The sequence below is a fragment of the Streptomyces sp. NPDC001137 genome (assembly GCF_040298885.1).
GTDB lineage: Bacteria > Actinomycetota > Actinomycetes > Streptomycetales > Streptomycetaceae > Streptomyces.
The window spans coordinates 120,717-136,829 of the sequence record NZ_JBEPBA010000016.1; the positions used below are offsets into that span (position 1 = coordinate 120,717).

The 16,113-nt window shown below is 69.4% G+C and carries 14 protein-coding genes; 2 read left to right on the forward strand and 12 right to left on the reverse strand.

The window, feature by feature from the left end:
• Position 1: 1 nt before the first annotated feature.
• From ABT254_RS28965 to ABT254_RS28975, 3 genes are all read right to left on the reverse strand, one after another.
• Positions 2–1,615: a beta-N-acetylhexosaminidase gene (locus tag ABT254_RS28965; RefSeq protein ID WP_351476303.1), complete on the reverse strand. Its 1,614-nt coding sequence runs from the start codon at positions 1,613–1,615 to the stop codon at positions 2–4.
• 226 nt (positions 1,616–1,841) lie between these two features.
• On the reverse strand, positions 1,842–2,123 hold the full coding sequence (locus ABT254_RS28970; protein WP_078912757.1) for a DUF3039 domain-containing protein: 282 nt from the start codon (positions 2,121–2,123) through the stop codon (positions 1,842–1,844).
• A gap of 30 nt (positions 2,124–2,153) precedes the next feature.
• Positions 2,154–2,726, reverse strand: coding sequence for a YqgE/AlgH family protein (locus tag ABT254_RS28975; RefSeq protein WP_351476306.1), 573 nt, complete (start codon positions 2,724–2,726; stop codon positions 2,154–2,156).
• Between the two features lie 252 nt (positions 2,727–2,978).
• Here ABT254_RS28975 and murA point away from each other — a divergent pair, with 252 nt between their 5' ends.
• The gene (murA, locus tag ABT254_RS28980) at positions 2,979–4,319 is read left to right on the forward strand and encodes a UDP-N-acetylglucosamine 1-carboxyvinyltransferase (RefSeq protein WP_099929217.1); all 1,341 of its coding nucleotides are present in this window, start codon (positions 2,979–2,981) and stop codon (positions 4,317–4,319) included.
• 330 nt (positions 4,320–4,649) lie between these two features.
• Here murA and ABT254_RS28985 read toward each other — a convergent pair whose 3' ends face one another.
• From ABT254_RS28985 to ABT254_RS29010, 6 genes are all read right to left on the reverse strand, one after another.
• Entirely contained in the window at positions 4,650–4,931 is a 282-nt protein-coding gene (locus tag ABT254_RS28985) for an HU family DNA-binding protein (RefSeq protein WP_007382399.1), read from the reverse strand.
• Positions 4,932–5,275: 344 nt separating this feature from the next.
• Entirely contained in the window at positions 5,276–6,688 is a 1,413-nt protein-coding gene (locus ABT254_RS28990; RefSeq protein WP_351476115.1) for an NAD-dependent malic enzyme, read from the reverse strand.
• 324 nt (positions 6,689–7,012) lie between these two features.
• A complete protein-coding gene (locus ABT254_RS28995) occupies positions 7,013–9,391 on the reverse strand; it encodes a HelD family protein (RefSeq protein ID WP_351476118.1) in 2,379 nt (792 codons plus the stop codon).
• A 92-nt stretch (positions 9,392–9,483) separates the two neighbouring features.
• The gene (locus ABT254_RS29000) at positions 9,484–10,305 is read right to left on the reverse strand and encodes an anti-sigma factor family protein (RefSeq protein WP_450750202.1); all 822 of its coding nucleotides are present in this window, start codon (positions 10,303–10,305) and stop codon (positions 9,484–9,486) included.
• Entirely contained in the window at positions 10,305–10,826 is a 522-nt protein-coding gene (locus ABT254_RS29005; RefSeq protein ID WP_010039908.1) for a sigma-70 family RNA polymerase sigma factor, read from the reverse strand. The genes ABT254_RS29000 and ABT254_RS29005 overlap by 1 nt, the downstream gene beginning before the upstream one ends.
• Positions 10,827–11,143: 317 nt before the next feature.
• Positions 11,144–11,743, reverse strand: a complete 600-nt coding sequence (locus ABT254_RS29010) for a CGNR zinc finger domain-containing protein (protein ID WP_351476122.1) — start codon at positions 11,741–11,743, stop codon at positions 11,144–11,146.
• A 187-nt stretch (positions 11,744–11,930) separates the two neighbouring features.
• Here ABT254_RS29010 and ABT254_RS29015 point away from each other — a divergent pair, with 187 nt between their 5' ends.
• Complete coding sequence (locus tag ABT254_RS29015; protein WP_351476125.1) at positions 11,931–12,425, forward strand: anthrone oxygenase family protein; 495 nt, start codon at positions 11,931–11,933, stop codon at positions 12,423–12,425.
• Positions 12,426–12,525: 100 nt separating this feature from the next.
• Here the strand turns inward: ABT254_RS29015 and ABT254_RS29020 are convergent, their stop codons facing one another.
• The 3 genes from ABT254_RS29020 to ABT254_RS29030 form a co-directional block, all read right to left on the reverse strand.
• A complete protein-coding gene (locus ABT254_RS29020; protein WP_351476309.1) occupies positions 12,526–13,686 on the reverse strand; it encodes a uroporphyrinogen-III synthase in 1,161 nt (386 codons plus the stop codon).
• 117 nt (positions 13,687–13,803) lie between these two features.
• On the reverse strand, positions 13,804–15,183 hold the full coding sequence (locus ABT254_RS29025) for a nitrate/nitrite transporter (protein ID WP_351476128.1): 1,380 nt from the start codon (positions 15,181–15,183) through the stop codon (positions 13,804–13,806).
• A gap of 228 nt (positions 15,184–15,411) precedes the next feature.
• A complete protein-coding gene (locus ABT254_RS29030) occupies positions 15,412–16,026 on the reverse strand; it encodes a Uma2 family endonuclease (RefSeq protein WP_351476131.1) in 615 nt (204 codons plus the stop codon).
• Positions 16,027–16,113: the final 87 nt, after the last annotated feature.

Here is a 16,113-nt window from a genome sequence, read left to right on the forward strand (position 1 = left end):
CTTACCTGTTCGGAGGCGCCCCGTCCAGCGGCCGCCCGAGCACCCCGGGACGTTTCTGCCAGGGCAGTGGCCCGGTCGGCGGCCGGTAGCCCACTCCCAGGGCGTCAAGTCGCCGGTAATGGACGTCCATCCGCCGTTCGAAGTCGGCGAAGTCCCGTTCCGCGGGGGCGGGAAGCGCACTCCAGGCCACCTCCGAGAAGGCCGAAAGCCGCGGGTACGTCTGGTAGTCCACCCGTGCGGGGTCCTCCATCACCTCGGTCCAGACGTTGGCCTGAGTGCCGAGCACGTGTCCGGCCTGCTCGGAGGTCAACTCCGGTGGAACGGGCTCGAACCGGTAGACGTCCTCCAGGGTGCGCACGTAGCCGATCGGCACCGGCTCGTCCTCGCCCGCCGCCTGGCGGTGGTCCAAGTACACGTACTGCTCGGGGCACATGACCACGTCGTGACCGGCCCGGGCCGCGGCGACCCCGCCCTCGTACCCGCGCCAGGAGGACACGGCCGCGCCCTGTGCGAGCCCGCCCTCCAGGATCTCGTCCCAGCCGATGAGCCGGCGACCGCGCGCGGTCAGCCACTTGTCGAAGTGGCCGATGAACCACGCCTGCAACTCGTCCTCGTCCGCGAGCCCGAGCTCCTTGATGCGGGCCTGCGCGGTCGGGGACCGACGCCACTGGTCCTTGAGGCATTCGTCACCGCCGACATGGATGAACTCCGACGGGAACAGACCGAGGAGTTCCTCGAACACCCCCTCGTAGAAACGCAGGGTGTTGTCAGTGGGGGCGAGTACGTTGGCGGAGATCCCCCAGTTGTCCCAGACGGAGAGGGTGGTTGTGTCGATGACGTCGGTGTTGCCGAGTTCCGGATATGCGGCGATGGCGGCCTGCGAGTGGCCGGGTACGTCGATTTCGGGGACGACGGTGATATGCCGCTCGGCGGCGTAGGAGACGATCTCGCGGATGTCTTCCTGGGTGTAGAAGCCACCGTGCGGCTTCTCGTCCCACAGCGGTGAGGCCCGGTGGCCGGATTTCGTGCGCACGCGCCAGGACCCGACCTCGGTCAGCCGGGGATGTCTCTTGATCTCGACGCGCCAGCCCTGGTCGTCCGTCAAGTGGAAGTGGAAGACGTTGAGTTTGTGCGCGGCCATCAGGTCGAGATGGCGCAGGACGCCTTCCTTGGGCATGAAGTGCCGGGCGACGTCGAGCATGAGGCCGCGCCACCGGAAGCGGGGGGCGTCCTCGATCGTGAGGTGCGGCACGGCCCAGGTGCGGTCGCGGTCGAGCGGGGACCTGCGGTGGGCGTCGGGGCCGAGGAGCTGTCGCAGCGTCTGGGCGCCCCAGAAGACACCGGCCGCGCTGCCGCCCTCGATGAGGACGCCGTTCTTGTCGCTGACGAGGCGGTACTCCTCGGGACCGAGCTCTGGGCCGAGCCGGAGCGCGATGCCGTCGCCGTGTGTGTCGTCGAGGTCCCGCGCCTCCGGCAGGGGCAGCCCGGTGGCCTGCCACAGGACCGTGCGCAGCCAGCGGCCGACGCCCTCGGTCGCCGTGCCGGCATGGAACCGGGAGTGCTCCGTCAGGCGCACCTCGCCGACGCCGGCGACGAGGCTGCGGGGCGCAGGCATCAGTTCCGTCTCTGAGGTCACGTCGGTCCTTTGCCGCTCCGCCCGGCCCGGAGACCAGCCGTCGCTGTACGGGTACGAAGAAGCAGGTCACGGTCGGGGCGGGAAGCGGCTGGACGGCCGCGGTCTCCGCACACGACCGAGGCCCCGAAGACGCGCCGAAACGCGCCCGGGGCCTCGCCAAGCTCAAGCCGGAGGCGGGATCACCAGCCTCGGGCCGCAGGCAGGACTACTTGTCGCCGTCCTTGCCCTTGTCGCCGCCGGCGCCCATGGACTCGTAGATCTCCTTGCACATGGGACACACGGGGTACTTCTTCGGGTCGCGGCCGGGCACCCACACCTTGCCGCACAGCGCCACGACGGGGGTCCCGTCGAGGGCGCTCGCCATGATCTTGTCCTTCTGGACGTAGTGGGCGAAGCGCTCGTGGTCGCCGTCGCCGTGGGACACCTGTGGCGTCGGCTCTACGAGGGTTCCCGTACCAGTCCCGCGCTCGGGCTCAAGAGTGCTCATAAGTGCCAAGGGTACTGAAGGTCACACGGATCAGTTGAGCGATGGGTCGTCCGGATATGTGGCCACCATCGCCAGTTCGCTGCGCTGGCGGCGCAGCACCTCGCGCCAGAGTTTCTCCGGGGACGGCGAGGAGACGTCGCCGGGCTCGGACTCGACCACGTACCAGGCGCCCTCGACCAGCTCGTCCTCCAGCTGGCCGGGGCCCCAGCCGGCGTATCCGGCGAAGATCCGCAGGGAGCCGAGGGCCGAGGCGAGCAGCTCGGGCGGTGCCTCCAGGTCGACCAGACCGATCGCGCCGTGCACTCTGCGCCAGCCCAGCGGCGCCCCGTCGACGGTCGCGCCGCCCGGGATGACGGCGACCCCGAGGGCCGAGTCGAGGGACACCGGGCCGCCCTGGAAGACGACGCCGGGTTCACCCGCGAGATCCGCCCAGCCCTCCAGGATGTCGCCGACGTCCACCGGGGTGGGACGGTTGAGGACGACACCGAGGGAGCCCTCCTCGTCGTGGTCGAGAAGGAGCACCACCGCACGGTCGAAGTTCGGGTCCGCCAGGGCGGGCGTTGCCACGAGCAACCGCCCTGTGAGCGAGGACACCTCGGTCATGGCAGACATGATCCCGCATCTTGCCTCCGTGTGGGGAGGCAATGGCGGTTAGCGGGTGAATGCAGCTCAGGGCGGAATGAAGCGTGCCGGGCGCACCAGCAGGCCGGTGACCCCATGTGCCCACCAGGGAACAGTTCGTGTTGTGACACAGCTATGACGTAGCTGGGCCGCCCTTGGGCTTACAGAAGGGGGGTGGGCGGCGATTACCCTTTCCCTTCTGGCCCCTGCCCCACTCATCGGAACGCGAGATACATGACCGTCAACGACGATGTCCTGCTTGTCCACGGCGGAACCCCGCTGGAGGGCGAGATCCGTGTCCGCGGTGCGAAGAACCTCGTACCGAAGGCAATGGTCGCCGCCCTGCTGGGCAGTGAACCGAGTCGACTGCGCAATGTTCCGGACATCCGGGACGTTCGTGTCGTACGCGGACTGCTGCAGCTGCACGGCGTGACGGTCCGTCCGGGTGAGGAGCCGGGCGAGCTGGTGATGGACCCCTCGCACGTCGAGAGCGCGAACGTCGCCGACATCGATGCCCACGCGGGCTCCAGCCGTATCCCGATCCTGTTCTGCGGTCCGCTGCTGCACCGCCTCGGCCACGCGTTCATCCCGGGTCTCGGCGGCTGCGACATCGGCGGCCGGCCGATCGACTTCCACTTCGAGGTGCTCAGGCAGTTCGGCGCGCGCATCGAGAAGCGGGCGGACGGACAGTACCTGGAGGCGCCGCAGCGGCTGCGCGGCACGAAGATCCGGCTGCCGTACCCGTCCGTGGGCGCGACCGAGCAGGTGCTGCTGACGGCGGTCCTCGCGGAGGGCGTCACGGAACTCTCGAACGCGGCCGTGGAGCCGGAGATCGAGGACCTGATCTGCGTTCTGCAGAAGATGGGCGCCATCATCGCGATGGACACCGACCGCACCATCCGCATCACGGGGGTGGACCGGCTCGGCGGCTACAACCACCGCGCGCTCCCGGACCGCCTGGAGGCCGCCTCCTGGGCGTCCGCGGCGCTGGCGACCGAGGGCAACATCTACGTCCGCGGCGCCCAGCAGCGCTCGATGATGACGTTCCTGAACACCTACCGGAAGGTGGGCGGTGCCTTCGAGATCGACGACGAGGGCATCCGTTTCTGGCACCCCGGCGGCCAGTTGAAGTCCATCGCGCTCGAAACGGACGTGCACCCGGGCTTCCAGACGGACTGGCAGCAGCCGCTGGTGGTCGCGCTGACGCAGGCGACGGGCCTGTCGATCATCCACGAGACGGTCTACGAGTCCCGTCTCGGCTTCACCTCCGCGCTGAACCAGATGGGCGCCCACATCCAGCTGTACCGCGAGTGCCTGGGCGGCTCCGACTGCCGCTTCGGCCAGCGCAACTTCCTGCACTCGGCCGTCGTCTCGGGCCCGACGAAGCTCCAGGGCGCCGACCTGGTCATCCCGGACCTCCGCGGCGGCTTCTCGTACCTCATCGCCGCGCTGGCGGCCCAGGGCACCTCCCGCGTCCACGGCATCGACCTCATCAACCGCGGCTACGAGAACTTCATGGAGAAGCTCGTGGAGCTCGGGGCGAAGGTCGAGCTTCCGGGCAAGGCGCTCGGCTGACCTCAGCCTGCCGGCCGGCCCAGGGGCAACACCGACTTCCGGCTGGGGGTCCGGGGGTCATCCCCCGGACAGACACAGCATGGAGAAGCTCGTGGAGCTCGGCGCGAAGGTCGAGCTTCCGGGCAAGGCGCTCGGGTAGACGGGCAGTCGTACGAACGCAGATGGGGCGGTCACCCAAGTCCGGGTGACCGCCCCATCAGCGTTGTGGGAGCGCCCCGAAGGGGCGCGGGGCTGCCTCTACATGCGGCTACCGCCGCGCGGGCGCGACCAGCCACCGACGTCCCGTCGGCCGACGGCGGTCGCAGTTGCCCGGCGCTCGAAGCGGAGCGCTTACTTGCCCTTCGCGGCTTCCTTCAGCTTGCTGCCCGCGGAGACCTTGACGCTGTAGCCGGCGGGGATCTGGATCGGGTCGCCGGTCTGCGGGTTGCGCGCGGTGCGAGCGGCACGGTGGGTGCGCTCGAAGGTCAGGAAGCCGGGGATGGTGACCTTCTCGTCGCCCTTGGCGACGATCTCGCCGACGGTCTCGGCGAACGCGGCCAGCACGGCGTCGGCGTCCTTGCGGGTCACCTCGGCGCGGTCGGCCAGCGCGGCCACCAGCTCACTGCGGTTCATGTTGTTACTCCCGTGTTCTTCTTGCCGTTGAGGCGTGCCACGCGGCGGAGCCGCATATCGGGCACGGTGCTGCCGATGCTGCCAGGGTCCTCGGAGAGGCCCCGGGCCCGGGTCCGTGGTCAGACCCCTCGCGCCCAGGGACGCATCCTGCCCCTACCTGCGGCGCGAAAGCCAATCCGGCACCCGCAGGAGTCGTGAGAACACCCTTGGGAGTCACACGAAAAGAGGGCCTGAGCCTGGCCGACACGATAAACGGCGACCAGGAGGGTCAGGTTCCACGACGCGCCGGTGCAAGGCCTTGCCGTGGCGATCCTCACAGCCTACGGAAAAGCCCTTGCCGGCCCTTACGAGGCTGCCGCGGCCTTCGCCGCTTCCCGCACCGCACCGGCCACCGCGCCCGCGACCTTGTCGTTGAAGACGCTCGGGATGATGTAGTTCGGGTTCAGCTCGTCCTCGGTCACCACGTCCGCGAGAGCGGTCGCGGCGGCCAGCATCATCTCGGTGTTGACCGTGCGGGACTGGGCGTCCAGCAGACCGCGGAAGACGCCCGGGAACACCAGCACGTTGTTGATCTGGTTCGGGAAGTCGGAGCGGCCGGTGGCCACAACGGCCGCCGTCTGACGGGCGATTGCCGGGTCGACCTCGGGGTCGGGGTTCGCGAGCGCGAACACGATGGCGCCGTCGGCCATGGCGGCCACGTCCTCGCCGTCGAGGACGTTCGGGGCTGAGACGCCGATGAAGACGTCGGCGCCGCGCACGGCTTCCTTCAGCGTGCCGGTGAGGCCCTCGGGGTTGGTGTTGTCGGCGATCCAGCGCAGCGGGGAGTCGACCGCGGCCTCCCGCAGGTCCTCGCGGCCGCTGTGCACGACGCCGTGGATGTCGGCGACGACGGCGTTCTTGACGCCCGCGGCGAGCAGCAGCTTGAGGATGGCCGTACCGGCCGCGCCGGCGCCGGACATGACGACCCGGATGTTCTCAATTGCCTTGCCGGTGACGCGAAGTGCGTTCGTCAGGGCGGCGAGGACGACGATCGCGGTGCCGTGCTGGTCGTCGTGGAAGACGGGGATGTCGAGGGCCTCGCGAAGCCGCGCCTCGATCTCGAAGCAGCGGGGTGCGGAGATGTCCTCGAGGTTGATGCCGGCGAACCCGGGGGCGATCGCCTTCACGATCTCGACGATCGCGTCGGTGTCCTGGGTGTCGAGGCACAGCGGCCAGGCGTCGATGCCGGCGAACCGCTTGAAGAGGGCCGCCTTGCCCTCCATGACCGGGAGAGCGGCCTTCGGGCCGATGTTGCCGAGGCCCAGCACGGCCGAGCCGTCCGTCACGACCGCAACGGAGTTGCGCTTGATGGTGAGGCGGCGGGCGTCCTCGGGGTTCTCGGCGATCGCCATGCAGACGCGGGCCACACCCGGCGTGTAGATCATGGAGAGGTCGTCACGGTTGCGGATGGGGTGCTTCGACGCCATCTCGATCTTGCCGCCGAGGTGCATCAGGAACGTACGGTCGGAGACCTTGCCGAGGGTGACGCCCTCGATGCCGCGCAGCTGAGTGACGATCTCGTCGGCGTGGGCCGTCGAACTCGCCGCGATGGTGACGTCGATGCGGAGCTTCTCGTGCCCGGAGGCGGTCACGTCGAGGCCGGTCACCGAGCCTCCGTGGGACTCTACGGCCGTGGTGATCTGGGAGACCGCGGTTCCGCTCGCGGGCACCTCCAACCGGACCGTAATGGAGTAGGAGACGCTGGGCGCCGTTGCCATGGCCGACTTCCTCTGCTTTCACCGTGACGCTGGGTATGCCGTCCGATGGTCGCACCTACTGCCGAGTAGGCGTTAGCCGCTCCGGATTGCGATCGTTTTGTTCACGGCAAAAGAGGCCCGCGTCACAGGGTGACGCGGGCCTCTCGCAGGTCAGTGGCACCGACCCGCCATGCTCGCCTCGCGGCAAGTGGTCGCTCGTAGCGACGAAGGTTGGGCCCGGGGGCTTGGATCGGGCCGGTGCCACACCCAGGCTAACAAACAGATCCCGTAAGGCCATTCCCGTGCCGAGAGTTCATCCGGTTCTTAACTTCGATGGAGCACGTGCTAGTCCCGGAGCAGGTCGGGGACGGCGTTCGCGTCCGGGTCGTCGCGGTCGGTCGAGACGATGGTCAGCTGCTGGGTCGCGCGGGTGAGGGCGACGTACAGGATCCGCAGGCCGGCCGGGGACTCGTCGGCGATCTCCGCGGGCGAGACGACGACCGTCGCGTCGTACTCCAGGCCCTTCGCCTCCAGGCTGCCGAGGGCCACCACCCGGTCGCCGAGCCCGGCGAGCCAGCGGGCGGCCTCCTCGCGGCGCTGCATGGCGACGACGACGCCGACCGTGCCGTCGACGCGGTCGAGGAGACGGGCGGCCTCCTCGCGGACGCACTGCGCGAGGGAGTCCCGTACAACGGTGAAGCGGGGCTCGACACCGGTCGACCGTACGGCCGACGGTGACTTGGCGCCCGGCATGGCGAGGGCCAGGACCTTGGAGGCGAGCTCGGCGATCTCGGCCGGGTTGCGGTAGTTGACGGTGAGCTCGAAGCGGCGGCGGGGGCGGGTGCCGAGGGCCTCGTCCCGCGCCTCGGCCGCCTCGTCGACGTCGGACCAGGAGGACTGGGCCGGGTCGCCGACCACGGTCCAGGTGGCGTGCCGGCCGCGGCGGCCGACCATGCGCCACTGCATCGGGGTGAGGTCCTGGGCCTCGTCCACGATGACGTGGGCGTACTCGGTGCGCTCCTGCGCGAGTCGCTCGGCGCGCTCGCGCTGCGACTCCTCACGCACCGGCATCAGCTCCTCCAGGCCGGTGAGCTGGTCGAGCGGGTCCAGTTCGCGCTTCTTCCTGGGGCGGGCCGGGGTACCGAGGATCGACTGGAGCTCGTCGAGCATGGCGATGTCGTGCACGGAGTGGCCGTCGCGGCGCAGCGAGCGGGCGACCCTGCGGACCTCGCCCGGGTTGAGGATCCGGCGGGCCCAGCGGCCGAGGCGCCGCTCGTCGGCCATGGCGGCGAGGACGGCCCTGGGCGTGAGCTCGGGCCACCAGGCGTCCAGGAAGGTGAGGAAGCTGTCCTCGCTCGACACGTCCTCGTCGAAGGAGGAGCGCAGTTCGGCGGCGAGCTCCGGGTCGGTGTGACGGCCGGCCGCGCCCGACTGTGCCCACAGGGCGTCGAGGAGCAGCTTGCGGGCGCGGGGGCGCAGCAGGTTCACGGGCGCGGTGCCGCCGAGCACGGCCTGGCGGATACGGCTCAGCTCGGCGGCCTCCAGCTCCAGACGGCGGCCGAAGGCGACGACCCGCAGACGGGTGGGCGGGCCGGCCGGGGCTGCGGACGCGTCCGTGTCGTCCTCACCGAAGGCGAGCTGACCGGAGGCTGCGCGCCCGGAGTCGGCCGTCGGCCCCAGTTCCAGGGCTCCGCGCGCCGCCTTCCGCAGGACCTTGAGCATGCGGTACGAGCCCTTGGCGCGGGCCGTGGACGGGGAGTCGTAGAGCGTGGCCTCCGCGCCGTCGACGAGCGAGCCGATCGCGCGGATGGCGACCTGGCCCTCCTCGCCGAGGGAGGGCAGGACCCCCTCGGTGTAGGCGACGAGCAGGGGGGTCGGGGAGACGATCAGGATGCCGCCCGCGTACCGGCGGCGGTCCTGGTAGAGGAGGTAGGCGGCGCGGTGGAGTGCCACGGCCGTCTTGCCCGTTCCTGGGCCGCCCTCGACATAGGTCACCGAGGCGGCGGGCGCGCGGATGACCAGGTCCTGTTCGGCCTGGATGGAGGCGACGATGTCCCGCATGGTGTGGCTGCGGGCCTGGCCCAGGGCGGCCATCAGGGCGCCGTCGCCGATGACGGGCAGCTCGTCGCCGTCGAGGAAGGCCTTGAGCTCGGGGCGCATCAGGTCGTCCTCGACGCCGAGCACCTTGCGGCCCTTGGAGCGGATGACACGGCGGCGCACCACCCGGCCGGGGTCGACCGGGGTGGAGCGGTAGAAGGGCGCGGCGGCGGGCGCCCGCCAGTCGATGACGAGCGGCGCGTACTCGGAGTCCAGGACACCGATCCGCCCGATGTGCAGGGTCTCGGCGATATCGGCGGTGTCGTCGTCCCGCACGGCGCCCTCGGCAGGTTCTACGGCGGTGTAGGCGCCGTCGGGCCCCTTCTTGCCGTCCTTGCCGAGCAGCAGGTCGATCCGCCCGAAGAGGAAGTCCTCGAACTCGTTGTTGAGCCGGTTGAGGTGGATTCCCGCCCGGAAGACCTGTGCGTCCCGCTCGGCGAGGGCGCCGGGCGTGCCGACCTGACCGCGCTTGGCCGCGTCGTTCATCAGGAACTCGGCCTCGTGGATCTTCTCCTCGAGACGCCGGTACACCCGGTCGAGGTGTTCCTGTTCGACGCTGATCTCTCGGTCGCGTACGGAGTCGTGATCCGAGCCGACGGCGGTTTCGGGTTGAGCCTGAGCGGCCACCGGGCCCCCTTCTGACGTGCATGGCAGCCGTCAACCGTACGCGAAGGGGACCCGGCAAAGCTACGTAAGTTACGCGTCGATCTTCACGAGAACTACGCGTCGACCTCGACGAGCTTCTTGCCCTGGAAGGTCATGACCTCGAAATGGTCGATCTCGTTGGGCTTGAGGGCCGCGCCGCCCTGGGCGTAGAGCGGTTGCTTCGCCTCCTCGGTCTTGCCGTTCGGAATGCCGTAGCCCCACTTCGGGACCGACCAGGAGGACATGGTCTCGCGCTCGCCGTTCTTGCCGACGGCGATGAGCGAGCACTTCAGCGGGCCCTTGACGTTGCTGAGCTCGACGACGCCCCAGGTGCCCCAGTCCTTCTGCTCCATCGCCACGGTCGCCTTGACCTTGGTGGACGCGTCCGTGTTGGAGACCTTGTCGGAGATGGTGCCGAAGGCAGCCTTGGCTCCGGCCGCCAGCGGTGTGGCGGTCGTACCCGAGTCACCGCCGCCGTTGACCGCCATGACACCCAGCGGACCGCCGATGATCAGCGCTGCCGCGGCCGCCACCAGATAGAAGCCCTTGCGGCGCTTCTGCGCCCGGCGCTCGGCGACCTCGTCGACCAGCTTCTCCGCCAGCCGCGGGCTGGGCCTGGCGGACAGGGACTCCCCGATCGCGGGCGAACCCGTCCCCGGAAGGTCCGCGAGGGCGGCGAGCATCGGTTCCATCCCGGCCAGCTCGTCGAGCTGCTGGGCGCACCATTCGCAGGTCGCGAGGTGTGCCTCGAAAGCGGTTGCCTCGGCGTCGTCGAGGATGCCGAGAGCGTAGGCGCCGACCGTCTCGTGTTCGCTCGGGCCCGGAGATCCCATCATGGAGCCAGACATACCCGAACCACCTGTACCGAATCCCTGGTTTCCCCCGTAAACACTCATCACGCCGTCACCCCCCGCTCCTCCAGTGCCAGCTTCATCGACCGCAGGGCATAGAACACCCGGGACCGCACCGTGCCGCTGGGAATGCCCAGCGTCTCGGCGGCCTCGTTGACGGTACGCCCCTTGAAATAGGTCTCGACGAGCACCTCCCGGTGGGCCGGGGTCAGGTCGTCCAGCGCGTCCGACAGCGTCATCAACCACAGCGCCTTGTCGATCTCGTCCTCCGCGGGGATGACCTCCAGCGGCGACGGATCGACCTCCTGCGGCCGGGCCTGCCGGCTGCGGTGGCCGTCGATGACGATGCGGCGCGCGACCGTCACCAGCCAGGGGCGTACAGATCCGGTCGCCCGATTGAGCTGACCGGCGTTCTTCCAGGCACGGATCAATGTCTCCTGGACCACGTCCTCGGCGCGTTGCCGGTCTCCGGCCACCAGGCGCAGTACGTATGCAAGGAGAGGTCCGGCGTGCTCGCGATAGAGCGCACGCATCAGCTCCTCATCAGGTTCCGAGGGCTGGGACATGCGATGTCGGGCCCTCGATCCACGTTCATTGGCCACGACGGAATCCTTGCGCACGCCCACCTCCGATGTCCGGGGGTTCCCCCAGTCGGTCGCTCCTCCACGGGTACGGATGTGGGCCAGGTCATGTTCAACGTGAGATGACAGTTTTCTTCTGAGTGACGTGACGAGGTGGACATGGGCGCACATTCCCACCCCGCGATCTTTACATTTCCGCCACATTGGCGAGATCGCAACCGCTGCCCATGTCACGGATGAGGTAAACGGTGTGTAATCGAAATCACTTCGACGACTCCTTCGCAGAAGCCGCATACCGGACGTCAGGTGCGCGCCACAGCCGCCCGCCGACGGTGCCGGGCCACCCTTTCGCGGTTCCCACAGACCTCACTGGAGCACCAGCGCCTCCTGCGCCCCCGGGACGAATCCACGTAAACGATCGGGCAGTTGTCCCCCTCGCACTGCCGCAGACCGGCCCGTGCGACGGGGTCGGTGAGGAGCTCCACGGCGTCCCGGGCGATCGCGCCGAGCAGCGCCGCGCACTCGGGCGGGCCGTCCAACTCACGTACGAGCGAGCCGTCCTCGCTCCGCACGGCGCGTGGGGCGGGAGGTGAGACACGGGCGATCTCGTTCACGCGGGCGAGCGCGATGTCGTACGACGGCCTGAGCAGCGCCTGCGCGAGTCCCGCGTGCACCAACTGCCCGATCTGTCCGCGCAGTTCACAAAAGCCGGTCAGCCAGGACGGGTCGGCATGGGTCAGCGGGGTGGTCGCGGGCACCAGGCCTGCCCCGGTGATCCAGGCGCACAGCACCTCGAGGGAGTCGAACCGCTCCTCGGGATGGGTGGTGGCGAGGAGGTCGAGACAGATCCGCCCGGCGTCGAACCGCAGCTCGTACGCGACCGTGGCCGTACCCAGTGCCATGTGCCTGTCACCGCCTGGCTCGGGAACCTGAGGGCTGAAGCAACCGATCCCTCTTACAGTGCCTTCCCGCTGGCGCGGCCGGAAGACCCCGTACCGCCGGTGGACAGGGCGACGGCTGGACGCGCGCTTATGCGGCTGCGCTTCTCGGCGATGTTCCGGCCGCGCCGCCGTCCGTTGACTGGAGGGCATGACAACCCACAGCAGGAGCACGGGATTCGTACTGGGTGCGGCCACGGTCGCGACGGGCCTGATCGCGGGCGTCTACTACATCTTCGCGTGCTGCGTGATGCCGGCGCTGGCCCGCAGCGAGGACCGGGTCTACGTCGAGGTGATGCGGAACATCAACGACGTGATCCAGAACCCGGTGTTCTTCCTCAGCTTCATGGGGGCGCTGCTGCTCACGGCAATCTCCTCGTGGCAGCTGCGCGGGCAGCCGTACCGCTGGTGGGTGTGGACGGCCCTGGCGGCCTACGCGCTCGGCTTCCTCACCACGGTCGCCGTCAACATCCCGCTCAACAACGACCTGGCGCACATGAAGGATCCGACGGCGGCACGGGAGCACTTCGAGCACGTGTGGGTGGCGTGGAATGTGGTGCGGGCGGTTGTGTCGACGGTGGCGGTGGGGTGTTTGGTGCGGGCGCTGCTTCTCTACGGGCGTGAGCCTGTACCGGCATCGGGGTGAGCCACAGGCAGGCTGCGCAACCCGGCGCTGCGGGGGGTGCCGCCTTTCTTTGGGTCGGGAGCCGCCCCAGCGGCACGACTGCCCGCAGGCTCGCGCAGGGTCACACGTCCGCGTACTTCGCGTCCGCTGCGGGATCCAACGCCAGCCGATACCCCCGCTTCACCACCGTCTGGATCAACTTCGGCGCACCGAGAGCCGTCCGCAGCCGAGCCATCGCGGTCTCCACCGCGTGCTCGTCGCGTCCGGCACCGGGCAGCGCCCGCAGCAGTTCCGCCCGGGCCACCACCCAGCCCGGCCGCCGCGACAGCGCCCGCAGCAGCGACATCCCGGCGGGCGGTACGGGCTTGAGGTCGCCGTCCACGAGCACCGCATGGCCGCGGATCTCCACCCGGTGCCCGGCGATGGGCAGGGACCGCGCCCGGTTCGGGAGCTCCTGGCACAGCAGCTGGACCAGGGGCCCGAGCCGGAAGCGTTCGGGCTGGATCGTGTCGAGGCTGTGAGCCTGCAGCGGCAGCGCGGTGACGGGGCCGACGCAGGCCGGCAGCACGTCGTGGTGGAGGGCGGCGAGCAGCTCGGGCAGCATCCCGCGCTCCTCGGCCCGGTTCAGCAGCGACACGGCGGCGGGCGCGCTGGTGAAGGTGATCGCGTCAAGGCCCCGGGAGACCGCGGCGTCCAGCAGCCGGTCCAGCGGCGCCAGGTCCTCCGGCGGCATCCACCGGTACACCGGGACCCCGACGACCTCCCCTCCCGCGGCCCGCAGCGACTCCACGAAACCGGGCAGCGGCTCGCCGTGCAGCTGTACGGCGATACGGCGCCCGTCGACGCCCTCCTCGAGGAGCCGGTCCAGCACCTCGGCCATGGACTCGCTCGACGGCGACCACTTCTCGGTCAGCCCGGCGGCCCGTATCGCACCCTTGACCTTGGGTCCGCGCGCCAGCAGCTCCACATGCCGCAGCCGGTCGAGGAGCGGCTCGCCGAGCCCCCATCCCTCGGCGGCCTCGACCCACCCACGGAAGCCGATGGCGGTCGTGGCGACCACCACGTCCGGCGCCTGGTCGATCAGGTCCTTCGTCACCGCGAGCAGTTCGCTGTCGTCGGAGAGCGGCACGATGCGCAGGGCGGGTGCATGCAGGACGGCGGCTCCCCGTCGCTGCAGCAGCGCGCCCAGCTCGTCGGCCCGCCGGGCGGCGGTCACGCCCACGGTGAATCCCGCCAGGGGGCTCTGCCGGCCCGGATCCGGTCGCTGCTGTTCCTCGTACATGGCTCTCGTCCCGAAGAGTCGTCGTACATGCAGTACGGCGGTACTGCCTGGCATGCCGATCGAGCCTGTCAACGGTCCGTGACAGGCTCGGTTCGGCTACATGTCGCTGGTGTTACGTCACACCTCGGCGTAGCTGAGCTGCGGCTTCGCCTCTGCGGCAGCCTCGGACCGCACCGCCGCGGCCGGGCGTCGAAGGTATACGGCCCAGGTCACAGCGAAGCACAGGGCGTAGTAGCCGAGGAAGGCGACGAATGCGCCGGTGCCGGAACCGTAGGAGAGGAAGGACTGCCGGAAGGCCAGGTTGATGCCGACGCCGCCGAGGGCCCCGACCGCGCCGATGAGACCCATGGACGCCCCGGAGAGCCGGCGCCCGTACTTGGCCGCCTCCTCACCTTCCAGCCCCTTGGCGAGGGCCTTGGTCTGGAAGATGCCAGGGATCATCTTGAACGTGGATCCGTTGCCGATGCCGGTGAGCGAGAACAGGACCGCGAAGGCGACGACGAACAGCGGCAGCGACTTCTGCATGCTGGCGACGACGAGGACCGCGGTCGCGGCGCCCATGGCGACGTAGTTGTAGAGGGTGATCTTCGCGCCGCCGTACTTGTCGGCGAGCCAGCCGCCCACCGGACGGATCAGCGAGCCCAGCAGCGGGCCCATGAAGGTGAGGTACGTGGCCTGCAGCGGCGTACGGCCGAACTGGTTCGTCAGCACCTGCCCGAAGGCGAAGCTGTAGCCGATGAAGGAGCCGAACGTCCCGATGTAGAGGACGGACATGATCCAGGTGTGGGCGTCCTTCACGGCGTCCTTGGCGGCGCCGGTGTCGTTCTTGACGTTCTCGATGTTGTCCATGAACAGTGCGGCGAGGATGGCGGCGACCACGATCAGCGGGATGTAGATCCCGAGCAGCACGCGCGGCCCGCCGCTCGCGCCGATGACCGCGAGGGCCACGAGCTGGATCGCTGCCACGCCGATGTTGCCACCGCCCGCGTTGAGGCCGAGCGCCCACCCCTTCTTACGGAGCGGGAAGAAGGCGTTGATGTTGGTCATGGAGGAGGCGAAGTTGCCGCCGCCGATGCCGGCCAGCAGGGCGATCCAGAGGAAGGTGTCGAAGGAGGTTCCCGGCTTCATCACCGTGAACGCGGCGATCGTCGGGATGAGCAGCAGACTGGCCGAGATGATCGTCCAGTTCCGGCCGCCGAAGATGGCGACGGCGAAGGTGTAGGGGACGCGGACGACCGCGCCGACCAGGGTGACCATCGAGGTCAGCAGGAACTTGTCGGCCGGGGTGAGCCCGTACTCGGGGCCCATGAAGAGCACCAGCACGGACCACAGGGTCCAGATCGAGAACCCGATGTGCTCGGAGAGAACGGAGAAGAGCAGGTTCCGCTTGGCGATCTTCTCTCCGGTCTCGTTCCAGAAGGTCTCGTCCTCGGGATCCCACTGCTGGATCCAGCGGCCTCCCCTGCTGGGTGCGGGGGCTGTGCTAGGGGCTGTCATGACGCCTCCACGGTGCTCCGGGGCTCGGTCGTGCTTGGGGCAGATGAGCGGTGATGAGTCCCGAAGGTAGGGAGGCAGCGTTTCCGGCCTGTGGCACTGGGTGACCGGAAAGGAACTTTGCTCTCACCCCGGGCGGAGGGGGGATGAGAGGTTCTGCGGCCGTACGTTACGAAGACCTCCGCATTACGAAGAGGTCTCCGTGAAGGATCACGAACGGGCGGCGAGGTTTCATCGACCGCGGCGGTCGACGGCCGTCAGGTCGATCTCGATGTCGAAGGGCACGGAGACCTTGAGCCTGTCGTGGAAGATGCCGGTGAGGCCGTAGGACTTGGTGGCGGGGTCTAGCTCGTAGACGTACACGACGGGGTATCCCTTGTCGTCGTCCTGCTCGACCCGCCAGAAGTGCGGAACGCCGGCGGCCGCGTATTTGCGGGGCTTGACCTCGCGGTCGCGCTCCCGGGAGTCGGCGGAGACTACTTCGACGGCGAGGATGACGTCCTCGGGCTTGTACCAGGTCTGGTCGGGTCCGGTGGTCGCCTCCAGGGGGAGGACCAGGATGTCCGGCTCGGGCCGGTTCTTCGCATCCAGCTTGACCGTCATCTCCCGCATGACATCCAGGTGATCCGGCGCCTGTCCGAGAAGAGTGTGCTCAAGCAGGCGCATGCACCGAACGTGGAATGCGGTCTGCGGACTCATGAAGACGAGACTCCCGTCGATCAACTCCGTGTGCGGCGGGAGGCCCGGAATCCGGTCGAGGTCGTCCGCGGTCCAGCCCCCGGGGGGCGGGACGGGCCAGCGGTACGCGGGCTCGTCGTCCAACCTGTCGTCGGATGCGGCGCTCATCGGTGCTCCCATGGGACGGAGTCTCGACTGTCGGTTCAGCGTACCCAGGGGAAAACGTGGTCGCCTCACCTCAATGAGTGATCCGAA

Excerpts from the sequence above, each read along its gene's own strand:
- ABT254_RS28990 (WP_351476115.1), bottom strand. The coding sequence starts at position 6,688 with ATGGCAACGGCGCCCAGCGTCTCCTACTCCATTACGGTCCGGTTGGAG.
- ABT254_RS29010 (WP_351476122.1), bottom strand. The coding sequence starts at position 11,743 with ATGGCACTGGGTACGGCCACGGTCGCGTACGAGCTGCGGTTCGACGCC.
- ABT254_RS28965 (WP_351476303.1), bottom strand. The coding sequence starts at position 1,615 with ATGCCTGCGCCCCGCAGCCTCGTCGCCGGCGTCGGCGAGGTGCGCCTG.
- ABT254_RS28970 (WP_078912757.1), bottom strand. The coding sequence starts at position 2,123 with ATGAGCACTCTTGAGCCCGAGCGCGGGACTGGTACGGGAACCCTCGTA.
- ABT254_RS28975 (WP_351476306.1), bottom strand. The coding sequence starts at position 2,726 with ATGACCGAGGTGTCCTCGCTCACAGGGCGGTTGCTCGTGGCAACGCCC.
- ABT254_RS29015 (WP_351476125.1), top strand. The coding sequence starts at position 11,931 with ATGACAACCCACAGCAGGAGCACGGGATTCGTACTGGGTGCGGCCACG.
- ABT254_RS29025 (WP_351476128.1), bottom strand. The coding sequence starts at position 15,183 with ATGACAGCCCCTAGCACAGCCCCCGCACCCAGCAGGGGAGGCCGCTGG.
- ABT254_RS29005 (WP_010039908.1), bottom strand. The coding sequence starts at position 10,826 with ATGTCCCAGCCCTCGGAACCTGATGAGGAGCTGATGCGTGCGCTCTAT.
- ABT254_RS29030 (WP_351476131.1), bottom strand. The coding sequence starts at position 16,026 with ATGAGCGCCGCATCCGACGACAGGTTGGACGACGAGCCCGCGTACCGC.
- ABT254_RS29020 (WP_351476309.1), bottom strand. The coding sequence starts at position 13,686 with ATGTACGAGGAACAGCAGCGACCGGATCCGGGCCGGCAGAGCCCCCTG.
- ABT254_RS29000 (WP_450750202.1), bottom strand. The coding sequence starts at position 10,305 with ATGAGTGTTTACGGGGGAAACCAGGGATTCGGTACAGGTGGTTCGGGT.
- murA (WP_099929217.1), top strand. The coding sequence starts at position 2,979 with ATGACCGTCAACGACGATGTCCTGCTTGTCCACGGCGGAACCCCGCTG.
- ABT254_RS28985 (WP_007382399.1), bottom strand. The coding sequence starts at position 4,931 with ATGAACCGCAGTGAGCTGGTGGCCGCGCTGGCCGACCGCGCCGAGGTG.